At 67.1% G+C, this 15,727-nt stretch carries 16 protein-coding genes and 1 riboswitch; of the genes, 9 read left to right on the top strand and 7 right to left on the bottom strand.

Annotation, left to right across the window (positions count from 1 at the left end; genetic code table 11):
- Positions 1-184: 184 nt before the first annotated feature.
- The 6 genes from ACE3P0_RS20640 to cobU all read right to left on the bottom strand — a co-directional run bounded on the left by ACE3P0_RS20640 (position 185) and on the right by cobU (position 5,440).
- Positions 185-1,309 (bottom strand): glycosyltransferase family 4 protein, encoded by a 1,125-nt coding sequence (locus ACE3P0_RS20640; RefSeq protein WP_374404690.1) that lies wholly within the window; start codon positions 1,307-1,309, stop codon positions 185-187.
- Entirely contained in the window at positions 1,306-2,427 is a 1,122-nt protein-coding gene (gene rfaQ / locus ACE3P0_RS20635; RefSeq protein WP_374404689.1) for a putative lipopolysaccharide heptosyltransferase III, read from the bottom strand. Before rfaQ ends, ACE3P0_RS20640 begins: the two co-directional genes overlap by 4 nt.
- 21 nt (positions 2,428-2,448) lie before the next feature.
- Positions 2,449-3,003, bottom strand: a complete 555-nt coding sequence (gene cobC, locus ACE3P0_RS20630; RefSeq protein WP_374404688.1) for an alpha-ribazole phosphatase family protein — start codon at positions 3,001-3,003, stop codon at positions 2,449-2,451.
- Positions 2,988-3,749 (bottom strand): adenosylcobinamide-GDP ribazoletransferase, encoded by a 762-nt coding sequence (locus ACE3P0_RS20625; RefSeq protein ID WP_374404691.1) that lies wholly within the window; start codon positions 3,747-3,749, stop codon positions 2,988-2,990. The genes cobC and ACE3P0_RS20625 overlap by 16 nt, the downstream gene beginning before the upstream one ends.
- Before the next feature lie 13 nt (positions 3,750-3,762).
- Positions 3,763-4,821, bottom strand: coding sequence for a nicotinate-nucleotide--dimethylbenzimidazole phosphoribosyltransferase (gene cobT / locus ACE3P0_RS20620; protein WP_374404687.1), 1,059 nt, complete (start codon positions 4,819-4,821; stop codon positions 3,763-3,765).
- 94 nt (positions 4,822-4,915) lie between these two features.
- Complete coding sequence (gene cobU / locus ACE3P0_RS20615; protein WP_374404685.1) at positions 4,916-5,440, bottom strand: bifunctional adenosylcobinamide kinase/adenosylcobinamide-phosphate guanylyltransferase; 525 nt, start codon at positions 5,438-5,440, stop codon at positions 4,916-4,918.
- Positions 5,441-5,505: 65 nt separating this feature from the next.
- A riboswitch (cobalamin riboswitch) is annotated at positions 5,506-5,724 on the top strand.
- 165 nt (positions 5,725-5,889) lie between these two features.
- Here cobU and ACE3P0_RS20610 point away from each other — a divergent pair.
- From ACE3P0_RS20610 to ACE3P0_RS20595, 4 genes are all read left to right on the top strand, one after another.
- Entirely contained in the window at positions 5,890-7,713 is a 1,824-nt protein-coding gene (locus ACE3P0_RS20610) for a TonB-dependent receptor domain-containing protein (protein ID WP_374404684.1), read from the top strand.
- A 37-nt stretch (positions 7,714-7,750) separates the two neighbouring features.
- Positions 7,751-8,764, top strand: a complete 1,014-nt coding sequence (locus ACE3P0_RS20605; protein ID WP_374404683.1) for a FecCD family ABC transporter permease — start codon at positions 7,751-7,753, stop codon at positions 8,762-8,764.
- Complete coding sequence (locus ACE3P0_RS20600; RefSeq protein ID WP_374404682.1) at positions 8,761-9,540, top strand: ABC transporter ATP-binding protein; 780 nt, start codon at positions 8,761-8,763, stop codon at positions 9,538-9,540. The genes ACE3P0_RS20605 and ACE3P0_RS20600 overlap by 4 nt, the downstream gene beginning before the upstream one ends.
- Positions 9,541-9,614: 74 nt before the next feature.
- Positions 9,615-11,507, top strand: coding sequence for a M48 family metallopeptidase (locus ACE3P0_RS20595; RefSeq protein WP_374404681.1), 1,893 nt, complete (start codon positions 9,615-9,617; stop codon positions 11,505-11,507).
- Here the strand turns inward: ACE3P0_RS20595 and ACE3P0_RS20590 are convergent, their stop codons facing one another.
- Positions 11,508-12,443 (bottom strand): cobalamin-binding protein, encoded by a 936-nt coding sequence (locus ACE3P0_RS20590; protein WP_374404680.1) that lies wholly within the window; start codon positions 12,441-12,443, stop codon positions 11,508-11,510.
- A gap of 127 nt (positions 12,444-12,570) precedes the next feature.
- On the opposite strand from ACE3P0_RS20590, the gene ACE3P0_RS20585 reads away from it, so the two are divergent.
- The 5 genes from ACE3P0_RS20585 to ACE3P0_RS20565 all read left to right on the top strand — a co-directional run bounded on the left by ACE3P0_RS20585 (position 12,571) and on the right by ACE3P0_RS20565 (position 15,636).
- The gene (locus ACE3P0_RS20585; RefSeq protein ID WP_374404679.1) at positions 12,571-12,774 is read left to right on the top strand and encodes a hypothetical protein; all 204 of its coding nucleotides are present in this window, start codon (positions 12,571-12,573) and stop codon (positions 12,772-12,774) included.
- Positions 12,771-13,070: a cell division protein ZapA gene (locus ACE3P0_RS20580; RefSeq protein ID WP_374404678.1), complete on the top strand. Its 300-nt coding sequence runs from the start codon at positions 12,771-12,773 to the stop codon at positions 13,068-13,070. Before ACE3P0_RS20585 ends, ACE3P0_RS20580 begins: the two co-directional genes overlap by 4 nt.
- A 319-nt stretch (positions 13,071-13,389) precedes the next feature.
- Positions 13,390-13,857, top strand: a complete 468-nt coding sequence (locus ACE3P0_RS20575) for an EVE domain-containing protein (RefSeq protein ID WP_374404677.1) — start codon at positions 13,390-13,392, stop codon at positions 13,855-13,857.
- 99 nt (positions 13,858-13,956) lie between these two features.
- Positions 13,957-14,766, top strand: coding sequence for a sulfite exporter TauE/SafE family protein (locus tag ACE3P0_RS20570; RefSeq protein ID WP_374404676.1), 810 nt, complete (start codon positions 13,957-13,959; stop codon positions 14,764-14,766).
- Between the two features lie 102 nt (positions 14,767-14,868).
- Positions 14,869-15,636: an ABC transporter substrate-binding protein gene (locus ACE3P0_RS20565; RefSeq protein WP_374404675.1), complete on the top strand. Its 768-nt coding sequence runs from the start codon at positions 14,869-14,871 to the stop codon at positions 15,634-15,636.
- Positions 15,637-15,727 lie beyond the last annotated feature (91 nt).

Below are 15,727 nucleotides of genomic sequence, written 5' to 3'. Positions count from 1 at the left end.
ATCATGCAGAACAGCGCCGCGACGAACGCCTTCTTGTATGGGCGAACGTAACCGAGCAAGCGGCGGTAGAGCTGCGTGGATTGCGACATGGAGCCCCCGGGGCACAAGACGGCGCGGATTATACCGGAGGGGTTTGCGCGGCCCGGTGTGATTGGGTCAGGCGCAGTCGTGACTGAATGTTGGCCTAACCGAGCAGACGCCGGTACAGCGCGACCAAAGCGTCGGCCATGCGTTCCGGCGTCTGCCGCTCGGCGGTGCTGCGCGCGGCGCTGGCGACGGCGGCGAGGCGCTGCGGCGAGGCGATGGTCGCCATCAGTTCGGCCAGCGCGGCGCGCAGCGATTCGCGCTCGAAGGCGTCGGCGAGCCAGCCGTTGCGGCCATGTTCGATCAGCGATTCGGCGCCGCAAGAGGGGGAGGTGATTGCGGGCAGGCCGCAGGCCATGGCCTCCAGCACCACGTTGCCGAAGGGCTCGTAGACGGCCGGGAAGACGAAACCGTCGGCGGCGCGGTAGATCGGCGCGACATCCTGCTGTGGCCCGAGGAAATGCACCCGATCACTGTGGCCAACACGTTGCGCGATGCGACGGTAGCGCGGTTCGCTCTTGTCCTTGCCGGCGACGACGAGGTGGGCGTCGCGCGGCAGCGTCTCGATCACCGCGGCGAGCCCCTTGCGCTCGAAGCCGGAGCCGACGAAGGCGAGCAGCGGGGCGCCCGGTGGCAAACCGAGCGCGACGCGCGCATCGCGCTTTTCGAGCGAGCTCGCCGGCCGGAAGCGTTGCAGATCAACGCCGTTCTCGATCAGCGGCAGGCGTTCTTCCGGCAGGCCGAACAAGTCCATCAACTCGCGCTGGATGAAGCGCGAATTGCAGATCACCGCGCGCAGTTTCGGGTGACGGAACATCGCCGCCTCGGCGACCAGCGTGTAGCGATGGTAGGGGCCGCACCAGCGCGCATCGAAGCGTTGGCCGCGAGCGCGGGCGCGGTGCGTGAGCCAGCCCAGGTGGGAGCCGTCACCGGCGCGGTAGATGTCGCAACCCGGCACCCGCTCATGCGACTGCACCAGGTCGTAATCGCCGCCGGTGATTTCGTGCTGCACGGCGCGCGCGAAACTGGCGTCACGCCAGGTGCGGCCGATATGGAAGGGGTCGAGCTTGCGCAGCTTCAGGTTCGCAGCGGGTGCGCCGCTCCAGTGTCGTGTCAGCAGCGTGATTTCGATGTCGTCGCGGCCCAGCGCGGCGATCGCACGTTCGACGAAACGCTCGGCGCCGCCGAAGGCGGTGTAGCGCTGGCGGACGAGGGCGAGCTTCACACGCGTTGCAGCCGTACGACCGGCGTGCCGCCTGTGTCGTTGAGCAGATCCTGCACTGCGGCCCAGGCCTGATCCACCGGCAGGCGAACGAGGCAATCGCTGATCTTGCCGCCGCCACAACCGTCGATACCGCAGGGCCGGCAGGGGTGGATCTGGCTGCTGACCACGCGATGTGGCACGCCCCACGGGCCCCATTCCAATTCACCGGAGGGGCCGAAAAGGGCGACGGTCGGCACCTGCTGTGCGGCCGCGATGTGCATCGGTGCCGAATCCACGCCGAAGAACAGGCGTGCGCGGCCAATCACCGCGGCCAGCTCGCGCAGGTTCAATTGTCCGCCAAGGTTCAGCGCAGGCTCTGGCAGCGCTTCGATAATGCGTGCGACAAAGGTTTTCTCGTCGGCATCCGGCCCGCAGGTGAAGACGAGCTTCCAGCCCGCGCGCTGCAAGCGGCCGCAGAGTTCGGCGACGTGTTCTGCCGGCCAGCTCTTGAACATCCAGCGCGAAACCGGGTGCACCGCGATGAAGCGGCCGTGCTCGACGCTGCCCTCGCGCAGCAGCGTGTCGGCACGCAGTTCAGCATTCGCGCCGGGGTGGATCGACAGCACGCGTTCGTGCAGTTCCGGGTACAAACCGATGCGGCGCAGCACATCGAGGTTGCACTCCACCGTGTGGCGGCGCGCGTTCATCGGCTCGCCCTGCAGATGGCTGAACGCCTTGCGCCACATCCGGCCGCGCGCCGGGCGGGCGGGGCCCACGGCCCAGCGCGCACCGGTCAGGCGGGCAATCCACGCACCACGCGGATGGTCGGTGAGGTGCAGCACCAGGTCGTATTTGCGGGCGCGCAGTCGGCGCAGCAAGCCCAGCTCAGCCGCAGCCTGGCCGAGCGGGCCTCGCTTCTTCCAGTTGCGATCGATGCCGTGCAGCTGGGTGATGGCCGGGTGGCCCTGTAGCATCGGTGCGGTGTCCTGATACACCAGCGTGTCGATCTCGCAGTGCGGCGCGCGGGTCTTCAGCGCGTGCAGCACCGGCGCCGTGAGCAGCACATCGCCGTGATGACGCAGTTTGATCACCAGCGCGCGGCGTACTTCGTGGAGCGGAATCGGGTCGGTCAGCAGCATGGGGCCGACGATAGCATGCAGTCAGCGGTTGAAGAGTTGCAGGGTCGTGCCCCAGGCTTCGACCCGGATTCGGGTCAGCCGCGCATGGGCGAAGTCGAGCGCCAGCCAGCGCTGCGGCGGCAGCCCCAGCAGGTGGCCAGCGATCACGCGCAGCGGGCCGCCATGGGCGACGATGACGACTGCTTCGCCCTGCTTCTGCGCACGCAGTTCTTCGAGATACGTCAGCACTCGGGTACTCATGTCCGCCGCTGATTCGCCGCCCGGCGGGCGATGGCCCAGTGGGTCGTCGGCCCAGCGGTCCAGCGCCTCGCAGCCGATCGCCTCGTAGGTCTGCAGCTCCCAGTCGCCGAAGCTGATCTCGCGCAGGCGTTCGTCGATCACCGGCGCGCCCAGCGCTTCGGCAAGCAGGCGCGCGCGCGACAGCGGGCTTGCGAACAGGGCTGCGTCGGTCGGCAGCAGGGGCCGCAGATGCGCGACGGCCGCATCGAGCGGTGCCGCGAGCGGCACATCGCTGGCGCCGTAGCAGGTGCCGGGCGCCACCGCGACTGCCGGGTGACGAATCAGATGGAGGTCCATGTCGCTGTCCAGGCGAGGTAGCAGGCGAGTTCGGCCAGTTGCTGTGCGGCACCGAGGCAGTCGCCGGTGTAGCCGCCCAGCCGGCGACGCAGCACGCGCGACCACCACAGCGTGATGAGCCCGCCCGCGCAAAGCGCTGCCAGCGCCGGGCGCGGCGCGAGCAGCAACAGCGGTGCGGCGCCGAAAGCCAGCGACAACAGCCACTCTCCGTTCGACATGCGTACCGCGAGCGGCTTGGCCTTGGCCTGCGCATCCTCGCGCACATAGTCCATCACGCGGATCAGGCTGCCCGAACACAGCCGCGAGAACGGGTGCGCCACCAGCAAAGCGAGTGCAGCCTTGTCCGCCCCGAGTGCGCACAGCAGTGCGAACTTGCCGGCGAGCGCGAGGCCCAGCGCAGCAGCGCCGTAAGTGCCGAGCCGCGAATCCTTCATGATCGCGAGCACTTGCGCCTTCTCCCATCCCCCACCCAGGCCGTCGGCGGCATCGGCGAGGCCGTCTTCGTGGAAGCAACCGGTCAGCCGGATCGACACCGCCATCGAGATCAGCACCGCCACTGGCAATGGCCAGACCTGCGCCGCGAGCCACAAGCTCGCCGCTGCGATGCCGCCGACCACCCAGCCGACGGCCGGGAACCAGCGCGCGGCATGGTTTAGCCGTTCCGGCGAGTACGGCACCCAGCGTGGCACCGGGATGCGCGTGAAGAAACCGAGCGCGGTGAAGAAGAGTTCCAGGTTCCAGCGCAACATGCGCGCGTGGTCAGGCTGACTTGCCGCTCACGCCGGCGGATTCGAAGCTCGCCATCTCGGCCAGCATGGCGCAGGCGGTTTTCAACAACGGTATCGCGAGCGCCGCGCCCGTGCCTTCGCCGAGACGCAGGTCGAGTTCGAGCAGCGGCTGCGCGGCAAGGTGCGCCAGCTGCGTTGTGTGACCCGGCTCCTGCGAGCGGTGCGCGAACACGCAGTAGTCCCGCACCGCGGGGGCGAGCGCATGGGCGACCAGCAGCGCACTGGTGACGATGAAGCCATCCACGATGATGGTCATCTTCTGCCGCGCAGCTTCGAGGAAGGCCCCGACCATCATCGCGATCTCGCAGCCGCCGTATTCGGCCAGCACGGTCAGCGCATCGCTCGGCGCGCCAGCGCGCTGCCAGGCTTGTGCCAGCAGCGCATGCTTGCGCGCAAGGCCGGCGTCGTCGAGCCCGGTGCCGCGCCCGATCACGCCAACCAGCGGTGCGCCGGTCAGCGCGGCGGTGATCAGCGATGCGCTCGCGGTGTTGCCGATGCCCATTTCGCCGAAACCGATCGTGTTGCAGCCGCTCGCGGCCAGCTCACGCACGATGCGCGCGCCGGCTTCGATCGCGGTGTCGCGCTGGTCGCTGCTCAGCGCGGCCGTGTCGAGGTAGTTCGCGGTGCCAGCGGCGACCTTCGCGCGCACGAAGCGGGTGCCGTCGGCGCCGACGGCGGGCAGGTCGGCGAGATCGCGCGCGACCCCGGCATCCACCACGCTCAGTGCGATGCCCGCCTGTCGCGCGAAAACGTTGATGGCCGCGCCGCCTGCGAGCATGTTGGCGACCATCTGCCAGGTCACGTCCTGCGGATAGGCCGACACGCCAGCCTTGGCCGCGCCGTGGTCGCCTGCGAACACCACGATGTGCGGCGCGCGTACGGTGGGCGACGTGCTCTGCTGGATCAGCCCCATCGTCGCCGCGAGCGCTTCGATTCGCCCCAGGCTGCCCGGTGGCTTGGTCTTGCCATCGAGTCGGGCTTGCAGCGCTGCGCTCAGCGCGGTGTCGTGCGGGGTGATGTCGGCGTACATGGTGGGTGAATTCCGCTGGCGGGACGCAAGAGAGAGGGCCGGATGCTAGCACGCAGGGTTCGTCACCCTTCGCGAGACGCGGGTCGGGCGGCGCTCAGCCCTTCAGCACCAGTGGCAAGCCGGCCGCGACGAAAACAACCCGTTGTGCGATCGCCGCGATGGCCTGGTTCAGACGCCCCTGTGCATCGCGGAAGCTGCGGCCAAGCGGGGTTTCCGGTACTAGACCGAGGCCCACTTCGTTTGAAACCAGGATCACATGCCCGCCGCAGCGTTTGAGCGCGGCGATGAGTTCGTCCGCTGCAGCCTCGCCTGCCGCATCGCCGGCATCGTCCGGCACGGCGAGCAGGCGGTTCGCGAGCCACAGCGTCAGGCAGTCGACGATCACGCAGTTGCCGGCGCGCGCGTGCACGATCAGTTGGCGCGGCAGGTCGAGCGGGGCTTCGATGGTTTTCCAGCGCGGGTCGCGTTCGGCGCGGTGGCGCGCGATGCGCGTGCGCATCTCGTCATCGAGCGCTTCCCCGGTGGCAATCAGCGTCACCGGCAGTGCGCCGGCGGCGGCCCGTTGCGCTGCGTGGCGGCTCTTGCCGGAGCGCGCCCCGCCGAGTACCAGTTCGATCATCGGAGAAACCTTTGCTGCGATGCGAAAGCGGCAATGTTAAACTGCGCAGCTAACTCCGGCTGCGGCCGGAGTTTCGTCTGAAAGGTGCCCCGGCGCGTCGCGCGCCAGGGTTAAACGGGAAACAGGTGCGTCCGCATGCGGACTATTCCTGTGCTGCCCCCGCAACGGTAGGCGAGAGCCCGGCGTCATCGGCCACTGGGATTGTTCCCGGGAAGGCGACGCAGGGCCGGCGCACATGCGCCCGCTCGCAAGCCCGGATACCGGCCCGTCAGACATCCGCAAGCGCCTTTGCGTCAGCAGGGTGTTTGCGCTGGAGGACAGGCCGCGGGGTGTCGGTTGATCAGCCTGAGCGCTTTGCGCCCTGCCTGCTCGTTTCCCCGTTGCGCTGTCCGTGTGCCATGTCCGGCACGCGGGGTCGCGTGTGCGGACGATCAGGGAGTTGCCTCTAAATGAAGTGCCTTCGGGTTTGCCCCGTCACCGCCGCCGTCTTCTCGGCGTTTTCCATTCCTTCGTTCGCTGCCGCGCCGGACGATATTCCCACCAGCACGATCGTCGTCACCGCCACGCGCCAAGCGACGCGTATCGCGGAGACCCTCGCCGACGTGACGGTGATCGGCCGCGAAGAAATCGCCCGTGCCGGCGTTGCCGATCTGACCGAGTTCCTCGGCCGCCAGCCCGGCCTGCAGTTCTATTCCAACGGCGGGCCTGGCAAGACGGCGGGCCTCATCGTGCGCGGCGCGAGTGCGTCGCAAAGCCTCGTGCTGGTCGATGGCATGCGCATCGGATCCGCCACCAGCGGTGGCGCGTCGCTGGAACACCTGTCGCTCGACGATATCGAGCGGATTGAAATCGTCCGCGGCCCGGCTTCGGCGCTCTACGGCGCTGACGCGATCGGTGGCGTGATCCAGGTCTTCACCCGTCGCGCGACAGAACCCTTTGCGGCGGATGCGTTTGCCGGCGTGGGCACCTACGGCACGCAGGAGTACGCGGCAGGGGTGTCGGGCAAGAACGGCGCCTTTAGCGGCGGCCTGCGCGTGACACATCAGGAGACGAACGGCTATTCGGCGATCAACGATCCGGTCAAGCAGCCTTATAGCTACGATCCCGACGACGACGGCTATCGCCGCAACAGTTTCGCGGCCAATTTCGGCTGGAAGATCGCCGATGGTCACGCGCTAGAACTGACTGCACTGCAGAACAACGGCCGCAGCTGGTACGACGGCGGCATCGGTTTTGATTCGCATACCGACGTGAAGGTGGCGAGCTATGGCGCAAGCCTGCGTGATCGCTTCGCCGAGAACTGGGTCAGCACCTTGCGCCTTGGTCGCTCGGTGGACGACAGCCGTGACTACGCGATGTGGAATCCGACCGGCATGACCTTCCGCACCGAGCAGGACCAGGCGTCGTGGCAGAACGATGTCCGCATCGGGCCGGGCAGCCTGATGCTGGGCGCCGAGTGGCTGCAGCAGCAAGCCAAGGCGGAAGGCAGTTTTGACCAGTCGCGCACGATCAATGCGCTGTTTGCCGGCTGGAGCGCGCACTACGGCGCGCAACGCGTGCAGATCAACGTGCGCCGCGACGACAATTCGCAGTTTGGCGCGCACACCACGGGTACCGCGGCCTGGGGTTGGCAGTTCGCCGAGGCGTGGCGTGTGCGCGTCGGCGGTGGCACATCGTTCCGCGCGCCGACCTTCAACGACCTCTACTACCCCGGCTACTCGAATCCCAACCTGAAGGCCGAGCAGGGCCGCAGCGTGGAGACGGCCGTGGTGTGGGAGTCGGGCGAGGCCAAAGCATCGCTGACCGCTTACCGCAACCGTGTGAGCGATCAGATCGCGCTGGATGAGACCTGGACGCCACAAAACATTGCGCACGCCGAGCTGGATGGCGTCACCGCCGAAGCCGGCAATACCTTTGGCGCTTTCGTCGTGGATGGTTCGCTCGACTGGCTGCATGCGCGTAACCCGGATACCGATACGCAACTCGCAAGGCGTGCCGAGTGGCAGGGGGCGTTCAACGCACGCTATGTGCAGGATTCCTGGCGTGCCGGCGTCGAAGTGCGCTATGTCGGCGATCGCTACGACGACGCGGCGAATCTGCACAAGCTTGACGCATACACCCTCGTCAACTTGTTCGCGAGCTGGAAGCTGATGCCGCAGACGCAACTTGAAGTGCGGCTCGACAACCTGTTCGATGAGCAGTACGAAACGGTGCGCGGCTACGGCACCGCCGGGCGCAGCATCTTCGCCGGCCTGCGTTTCAGCACCCGCTGAGCGCACGGATTTCGCAGCCAGGGCGGCGCGCGCGACAATGAGCACCCTTTCGATCGCAATCGCTCGTTCGCCGATGCGCCCTCGCCGCGTCCTGCTCGTTCTGTGTGCCCTCGCCGCCGTGGTGCTGGCGGCGTTCTTCGCTGCGCTGGCTGCGGGCGAGATCACGGCCGGGCCACGTGCGATCTTCGATGCACTGCGCGGCCAGCCAGACGACATGGCGGCCACCGTGGTGGCGCAACTACGCTTGCCGCGTGCGCTCGCCGCATTTGGCTGCGGCGGGCTGCTGGCGCTGTCCGGTGCGCTGATGCAGGTACTGCTGCGCAATCCGCTGGCCGATCCCTATGTGCTGGGTATCTCCGGTGGCGCGGCGGTCGGTGCCTTGTCGGCGCTGCTGTTAGGGCTCGCCTCGCCGTGGGTCGATGGTGCGGCGCTGGCCGGCGCACTGCTCAGCATGTTCGCGGTGTTCGGCATTGCGCGGGGCTCCGGCAGCTGGACACAAACCCGGCTGCTGCTGACCGGCGTGGTGGTTGCTTCGGGCTGCGGTGCCGTGGTCTCGCTGCTGCTGGCCCTGAGCCCCGATCGTGCCTTGCGCGGCATGCTTTTCTGGCTGATGGGCGACGCTGGCGCGGCGGATCGCCCGTGGCTGGTGCTCGGCGTGTTGATGCTGGGTGTGCTGGCAAGCCTGCCGATGGCGCGCGAACTGAACCTGCTGTCGCGTGGTGAGCGGCACGCGCGTGCGCTGGGTGTCGACACCCGCCGCGTTGCGACGGTGGTGTTCCTGCTGGCCTCCTTGCTCACCGCCGCGGCGGTGACGGCAGTGGGGGCCGTGGGCTTCGTTGGCCTCGTCGTGCCGCATCTGCTGCGGCTGGTGCTGGGCAACGATCAACGCCTGCTGTTACCGGCCTCGGCACTCGGTGGCGGCGGCCTGTTGCTGGTCGCGGATACCGCGGCACGCACCGTAGTCGCGCCGCTGCAGTTGCCGGTTGGCGTGCTGACTGCGTTGATCGGTGTTCCGCTTTTCCTTTGGCTGCTGTCCCGGCATCCGCGATGAGCAACGCTGCCTTGCCCTGCCTGCTGCGCGCGCGTCGTCTCGATGTTGGCGTGGCACAGGTGCGCGCCGTCAGCGCACTCGATCTGGATCTCAAGGCTGGCGACCGGCTCGCGATCCTCGGCCGTAACGGAGTGGGCAAGAGCACGCTGCTTGCGGCGCTGGCGGGGCTGCATCCCTCGCAGGGGCTGCTTGAATGCGGTGGTGCGCCACTCGGGCGTTGGTCGGCCCGTGCGCTGGCGCGGCTGCGCGGCTGGTTGCCACAGCACCCGGACGACCCGTTCGCCAGCAGCGTCGAAGAGGCGGTGTTGGTGGGCCGTCACCCTTGGCTTGAGCGTTTCGAGTGGGAAGGCGACGATGATCTGCGTATCGCCGCTGATGCGCTCGCCGCAATGGGCCTCGCCGGCTTTGCACAGCGCAATGTTCAGACCTTGTCGGGCGGCGAACGCCAGCGGGTGTCGATCGCGGCACTGCTTGCGCAGACGCCCCAGCTCTACCTGCTCGACGAACCGCTCACGCATCTCGACCTGGCCGGCCAGATCGCCGTGCTGGATCACTTCCGTGCTGTCGCCGATCAGGGGGCCGCGGTGCTGATGGTGTTGCACGACATCAACCTCGCGCTGCGCTGGGCGAGCCATCTGCTGATCCTGTTCGGCGACGGTGCCTGGCAAGCGGGCCCGGTCGGGGAAGTCGCCTCGGCGTCGGTGTTCGGGCGTGCGCTCGGGCATCCTGTGCGGGCGCTGAACGATGCGGGCAGGCCGTACTTTGTGCCCGCCTGAGAGCCGCACCGCCGGCTGCCGTCGGTCGGGCTCCCCCTTGCTTGCCGCCGCACAAGCAGGAAGACTGCGCGCAAATGCTTGAACAGGACTTCGAACGACTCTTCGACCGTGCCCGGCGGCGCGCGCTGCGCTTCCCGCGCTGGTTCCGCTTCCTCGTCACGATGCGGGCAGCGGCCGGCGTGGGGTTTGTCGTGCTGCTGGGTGTTGCGGCGGTGCTCATGATCGGCTGGGCGCTGTCACCACTCTTCGATGGCGGCTTCCAGGAAGAACCGGTGCTGTGCTTCCTGCGCGGCCTGCTGGCGATCCCGGCGCTGCATCTGCTGATGCTGGTGTCGCGCATGCTGCGCGGCCGCTTTCCGGCGCCCGATGGCCTCGCGCTCGGGCCCGACGAAGCGCCAGCGTTGTTCGACCTGCTTGAACGCCTGCGCCGCCGTTTCGGAACGCCGCCGATCCATTCGGTGTGCATCACCGGCGAGCTGAACGCCGCGATCACGCAGCGCCCTAATCGCTGGATCGGCGTGCCGATGCGCAACACGCTGGTGATGGGGCTGCCACTGACGCTGGCCACGTCGCCGCGCCAATTCGTCGCAGTGCTCGCGCACGAGTTCGGTCACCTGCGGCGCCAGCGCATCGCACTCGGCGGCATCGGCTGTTATCTGCGCGCCCTCTGGCACCAGGTGCTTGAGAACATGGAAGCGGTGGCGAGCCCGCTGCAACCGGCCTTCTCGCTCATCACTGAGATCGAGACGCCGCTGTATTGCGCTGAGTCGCTGGTGCTGTCACACCTCGACGAGCTGGAGGCGGATGCCTGTGCCGCCGAGGTTGTCGGCGCCAAGCGGCTCGGTGAAGCGCTGGCCGAGATCGCGCTGAAACATCGCTTCCTTGCCGACGACTACTGGGCCAAGGTCTATGCGCAGGCCAACCACTCCGAACGCCCCTCCATCCTGCCTTATCGGCACATGGCGGCCGCGCTGCGTGCGGGCTTCGATCGCGAGGCCTTCGCGGATTGGTTCGAAGCGCTCTCGCACGATCAGAGCGACGAATCGCGGCTGAGCACGCATCCGAGCCTGCGCACGCGGGTGCATGCCTTAGGGCTTGCCGAACCGGGTGATGGCGTGGACACCGACAGCGCCGCGCGGCGCTTCCTCGGCGAATCCGTCGCACGCCTCGCCGGCGAACTCGACCAGCAGTGGTGGCAGGGTCAGCAGCGCAGCTGGCGCAAACGCCACTGGGAAGTGACCCGTGCGCTCGACAAGATCGCGAAGCTCGAATCGGAGGGCGCACAGCTGGGTGTGTCGGAGCGGCTTGAGCTGGCCTTGCTGGTCGAGCGCTATGCGGGGGATCGGGATCCGCTGTCGGTCTACCGTGAGCTGATGCCGCAGGCGCCGGGCCGCCCGGATGCGCTGCTGGCGATGGGGCGGCTGCTCCTGGGACGCGGCGACCCGACCGGCGTCGCCTACCTGCGCCGCGCGATCGGCGAGGACGATGCGGTGGGCCTGCAAGCTGCAGCGCTGCTGATCGAGCATTACGAAAGCAGCGGCATTGGCGCCGCCGCACGCCCCTATCGCAAGCGCCTCGGCAAGTTGCTGCGTCAGGCGCAGCTGGTGCAGGCGGCACTGGATGCGCCCCTGGAAGCGTTGCGTTGTTTGCCGCCGGGGCTCGAGATGCACGAGCTGCGCGCGCTGGTGCGCGACATCCGTCGCCATGATCCAGTGCGACGCGCCTACGTCGTGCGCCGTCGCTGCGAGCTGGCGCCGCGCTGGCGCGCCTATATCCTGGTGCTGTGCGTCGAGCACTATGCGCTGGATGGCGTTGGCGAGCTTGCTCAGGAGATAGAGGCCGGCATCACGATTCCCGGCCTCTGGCGGGTGCTCGCGACGCCGGTCGATAGCGGCGACGAGGCGATCCTCTGCGAAGTGCGCGGTGCGCGCTTCTTCTCGCGCAAAGACGGCGCGGTCCGCGTCTGATCAGCGCTTGGCAGCGAGGCGGCCGCGCGCCTGATCCAGCACCGCGCAGACTTCCTGCGCGCCGGCCAGGATGCGCGGCCCGGCGCGATTCAGATGGTCGCCATCAACGTAGAACAGATTGCCCTGAGCGACCGCCGGCAGCGTCTTCCATGCGCGCCAGCCGTCGAGCGAGCCTTTGTCGGTCGCCGGTTCGCGGCCGGTCAGAATCGCCTCCGGCGCGGCCTTCAGCACCGCTTCGCGCGTGACGGTCGGCGCGATCGGATCAAGCTCGGCAAATACGTTGCGTCCGCCACACAGCGTCAGCACGTCGCTGACCATGTGTTTGCCGTTGAGCGTTTGCAGCGGGTCCGACCACACCTGGTAGAACACCCGCACCGGCTGCCGCGCGGCGTAGCGCTGGCGCAGTGTGTCGATGCCTTCGCGGAAGCTTCGCGCGGCGGCTTTGGCTTCCGTATCGTTTCCGGTCAGCACGCCGATGCGCTCCAGGTCACTCGCGATGGTGTCGAAGCGCCGCGGCTCACTAAGGAATACCGGTACACCGAGGCGCTTGAGGCGATCGAGTTGTGCTGCAGGATTCCCCGATGCCCAGCCGACCACGAGATCGGGCTTCAGCGCGACGATGCGTTCGAGGTCCAGCGCGTGATAACCGCCGACACGTGGCAGTTTTGCAGCGGCGGCCGGGTAGTCGCTGTAGTCGGTCGCCGCGATGACCCGATCGCCAGCGCCCACCGCAAACAGCAACTCGGTTGCGTGGGGCGCGAGGCTGATGATCCGTTGCGCGGGTGCCGCGAGCGCGATGCGCGCGCCGGTGTCGTCGAGTGCGCTGACACCGGCCGCGAGGCTCACGTTGGGCGCAGCGGCGAGCGCCAGCGCCGATGTGATCCATTTGCGCCGCGTCAATGCGCGTGACTGCTTAAAGAGGCTGAAAGTCTGCATGGCGAACCGCTTCTGCGCGCGTTTATCAATCCCCTGATTCTACTGTCATGACATCGGCCAAAGTGCTTTGCGCGAACGTGACGCAACGCGCTTGACCGGGTCGCCGACGGCTCCTAAGATCGGCCGCATGGAACAAGAACTTTCGGCTCTCGAAGCCAAGCTCGATACGCTGGTGCGTCAGGTGCAAACCTTGCGCGCGGACAATCTGTCACTGCGCGAGCGGGTCGCCACGCTGGAGACGGACAATCAGCGACTGAAGTCGAAAGTGGAGCTTGCAACGAGCCGGATCGAGTCTGTGCTCGCGATGATTCCGGATGGAGCCGTGTCGTGACCGAGAGCGTCGATTTTTCCGTGCTGGGCCGCGAATACAGCGTGTCGGTGAAGGCTGAAGAGCGCGATTCGTTCCTCGCCGCCGCCGCACTGGTGGATGCGAAGATGCGCGAATTTGATGCGCGCACGAAAGCATCGTCCGATACGCTTGCAGTGATGACGGCGATCAACATTGCGCATGAGTTGGTGCAATTACAAAGTGGTGCCGGATTGGATCTGCCGGGATACCGGCGTAGAATGACTGCCATGGGCGAGCGGATCGACGCAGCGCTTGCCCCGCAGGAAAAGCTCTTCTGACGTCGGGCGCCATACAGCGCCGGTAATACAAGTTTCACGGGGGCTGGGAACAGACTCCACGGGGCGCGAAAGCGGCCCGGAACGGTTTTCCCCTGCGGTGTTCGTTTGGGTCGTAGATTCCTTGGACCAATGTCTACGCGACTTGGTCGCCGACCTAAAAACCGCTGTTGTGAGCACCCTTCGGGGCGCACCTGATGCGGCTGGAAAGCGACCGACCTGAACCCAGGTTCAGGATGCCGATCCGAACGGCACAGGCGGGGGATCCCATTGTGCAGGGCGCGAAGCAGAGCTTCGCGCCCTTTGCGTTTGTGGGGGTGCGATGCGCTACTGGCTGATGAAGTCCGAACCGGACGACTGCTCGATCGACGATCTCGCGGCGATGCCGAACCAGACGGTGGCTTGGTATGGCGTGCGCAACTACCAGGCGCGCAATTTCATGCGTGATCAGATGCAGTTGGGTGATCTGGCGTTCTTCTACCACTCATCCTGCGCCGAGCCGGGCATCGCCGGCATCGTTGAAGTCGCGCGCCGGGCGTACCCCGATGCGACCCAGTTCGACGCGGGGAGCCGTTTCTTCGATCCGAAGTCGATGCCAGAGGATCCGCGCTGGCTGAACGTGGATGTGCGATTCGTGCGCAAGACGCCGCTGATCGCACTCGCCGAACTGCGCCGTCATGCGGCGCTGGAACACATGCGGGTGCTGCAGAAGGCGAGTCGCCTGTCGATCACGCCGGTCGATCCGGCCGAGTGGCGCTACATCACCGAGCAGTTGATCGGCGGCGCTTGATCGCCGCATCGATGTAAAGGCATGTACGCATCACTACGGACAGACGCGGCCCTCGCGAGCGCCTATGATCCGTGCTTTTTCAAGCTCCGGGAACCGTGAATGACTCCTGATGCGTGGTGGCTGGCCTACGTTGCGCTCGGCCTCTTTTCGGGCTTCATGGCCGGGCTGCTGGGCTTGGGCGGCGGGGCGATCATGGTGCCGCTGCTGGTGATGATCTTCGGCGCGGCGGGTGTCCCGCACGAGCACGTGTTGCATCTGGCGCTCGGCACCTCGATGGCGACCATCATCTTCACCGCGTGGTCGAGCATGCGGGCCCACCATGCGCACGGCGCGGTGATCTGGGATGTGGTGAAAGCCTTCTCGCCCGGCATCGTGTTCGGCACCCTGCTTGGCACCCTGGTCGCTGCCCGCGTCGGCACCCGCGCGCTGGCCGTGTTCTTCGCGTGCTTCATCAGCGTGGTTGCAGTGCAGATGATGTTCAACCTCAAGCCGGCTGCGCGGCGAGGGCTGCCCGGGCGGGCGGGGCTTGCCGGCGTCGGTACTGGCATCGGCATGGTCTCGGCGCTGGCGGCGATCGGTGGCGGCTCGATGACGGTGCCCTACCTGACGTGGTGCAATGTGCCGGTGCAGCGTGCGATCGGCACCTCGGCGGCGGTCGGCATTCCGATCGCGATCGCCGGCTCACTCGGCTATCTCTGGAACGGTTGGGGGCAGGCTGGTCTGCCGGCAGCGGCCTTCGGCTACATCTACCTGCCGGCGCTGGTGTGCCTGATCGTTGCATCGATGCTGACTGCGCCGATCGGGGCGCGCCTGGCGCACCGCTTGCCGGTTGCGACGCTCAAGCGCGCTTTCGCCGGGGTGCTGGTCCTGCTGGCAGGCAAGATGCTTTGGGGCGTCTTCAGTGTCTGATTCATCCGACAGCTGTTGTGGACTCGCCACCGGGCGCTGCCTAAACTCATTTACATCGTCCCATCCGGGACGCCTTTTTTCCTCCTTCGGAGAAGCGAAACGATGCGTGTGATCCATTCTCTCGCCGTCGCCTTCGGTCTTGCCTGCGTGGTGCTACCCGCCCAGGCGCGCGATTGGGCGACCATCAAGCAGTCCGGCAGCATTGTTGTCGCAAGCGAGGGCGCGTATGCGCCTTTCAACTATTTTCAGGGCTCGACCCTGACCGGCTATGAAATCGACGTGATGAACGCGATGGCGGCCAAGCTAGGGCTCAAGGTGGAATGGCGCGCGCTGGGTTTTGATGCGCTGATTGCGAGCATCCGGCAGGATCGCTTCGATGCCGCGATCGCCAGCCACGGCATCACTGAAGAGCGCCAGAAGTCGGTCGATTTCACCAACCCGCACTACTGCTCCGGCGGCCAGATCGTGACCAAGGCCGGCGGCCCCACCAAGGGCAGCGAGCTTGCCAACAAGGTGATCGGCGTGCAGCTCGCCACCACCTACGCCGATGCGGCCAAGAAGGTGACCGGCGCCAAGGAGGTGAAGACCTTCCCGAAGGACACCGATGCGCAACAGGCGCTGATCAGCGGCCGCGTCGACGCTTGGGTGACGGATCGCTTTGTGGCGAAATCGGCGGTCGAGCGGAACGCGTCCGCCGGGCTCAAGACCGGCGAGCTGTTGTTCGTCGAGCGCATCGCGACTGTCGTGCGCAAGGGCAACAGCGAGTTGCGTGATCAGCTCAACAAGGCGCTTGCCGAACTCAAGGCCGACGGCACGCTGAAGAAGATTTCCGAGAAGTACTTCAAGGAAGACATTACCTGCCAGAACTGAGCAGCGTTTCTGCGCAGATCCCCCTCGTAGTGCAGGCGGGTCGCCGAGGCGGCCCGCCTTTTCGGCAGAACGACTCAATGATTTCAAGACT

Origin of the sequence: Niveibacterium sp., from assembly GCF_041909475.1 — a bacterium.
GTDB lineage: Bacteria > Pseudomonadota > Gammaproteobacteria > Burkholderiales > Rhodocyclaceae > Niveibacterium.
This window is presented reverse-complemented; position numbering and strand designations above follow the sequence as displayed.

What these genes read in the sequence shown, in the direction of transcription:
- rfaQ (WP_374404689.1), bottom strand. Translation starts at nt 2,427, where the DNA reads ATGCTGCTGACCGACCCGATTCCGCTCCACGAAGTACGCCGCGCGCTG.
- cobC (WP_374404688.1), bottom strand. Translation starts at nt 3,003, where the DNA reads ATGGACCTCCATCTGATTCGTCACCCGGCAGTCGCGGTGGCGCCCGGC.
- cobT (WP_374404687.1), bottom strand. Translation starts at nt 4,821, where the DNA reads ATGTACGCCGACATCACCCCGCACGACACCGCGCTGAGCGCAGCGCTG.
- cobU (WP_374404685.1), bottom strand. Translation starts at nt 5,440, where the DNA reads ATGATCGAACTGGTACTCGGCGGGGCGCGCTCCGGCAAGAGCCGCCAC.
- ACE3P0_RS20610 (WP_374404684.1), top strand. Translation starts at nt 5,890, where the DNA reads ATGAAGTGCCTTCGGGTTTGCCCCGTCACCGCCGCCGTCTTCTCGGCG.
- ACE3P0_RS20605 (WP_374404683.1), top strand. Translation starts at nt 7,751, where the DNA reads ATGAGCACCCTTTCGATCGCAATCGCTCGTTCGCCGATGCGCCCTCGC.
- ACE3P0_RS20600 (WP_374404682.1), top strand. Translation starts at nt 8,761, where the DNA reads ATGAGCAACGCTGCCTTGCCCTGCCTGCTGCGCGCGCGTCGTCTCGAT.
- ACE3P0_RS20595 (WP_374404681.1), top strand. Translation starts at nt 9,615, where the DNA reads ATGCTTGAACAGGACTTCGAACGACTCTTCGACCGTGCCCGGCGGCGC.
- ACE3P0_RS20590 (WP_374404680.1), bottom strand. Translation starts at nt 12,443, where the DNA reads ATGCAGACTTTCAGCCTCTTTAAGCAGTCACGCGCATTGACGCGGCGC.
- ACE3P0_RS20585 (WP_374404679.1), top strand. Translation starts at nt 12,571, where the DNA reads ATGGAACAAGAACTTTCGGCTCTCGAAGCCAAGCTCGATACGCTGGTG.
- ACE3P0_RS20575 (WP_374404677.1), top strand. Translation starts at nt 13,390, where the DNA reads ATGCGCTACTGGCTGATGAAGTCCGAACCGGACGACTGCTCGATCGAC.
- ACE3P0_RS20570 (WP_374404676.1), top strand. Translation starts at nt 13,957, where the DNA reads ATGACTCCTGATGCGTGGTGGCTGGCCTACGTTGCGCTCGGCCTCTTT.
- ACE3P0_RS20565 (WP_374404675.1), top strand. Translation starts at nt 14,869, where the DNA reads ATGCGTGTGATCCATTCTCTCGCCGTCGCCTTCGGTCTTGCCTGCGTG.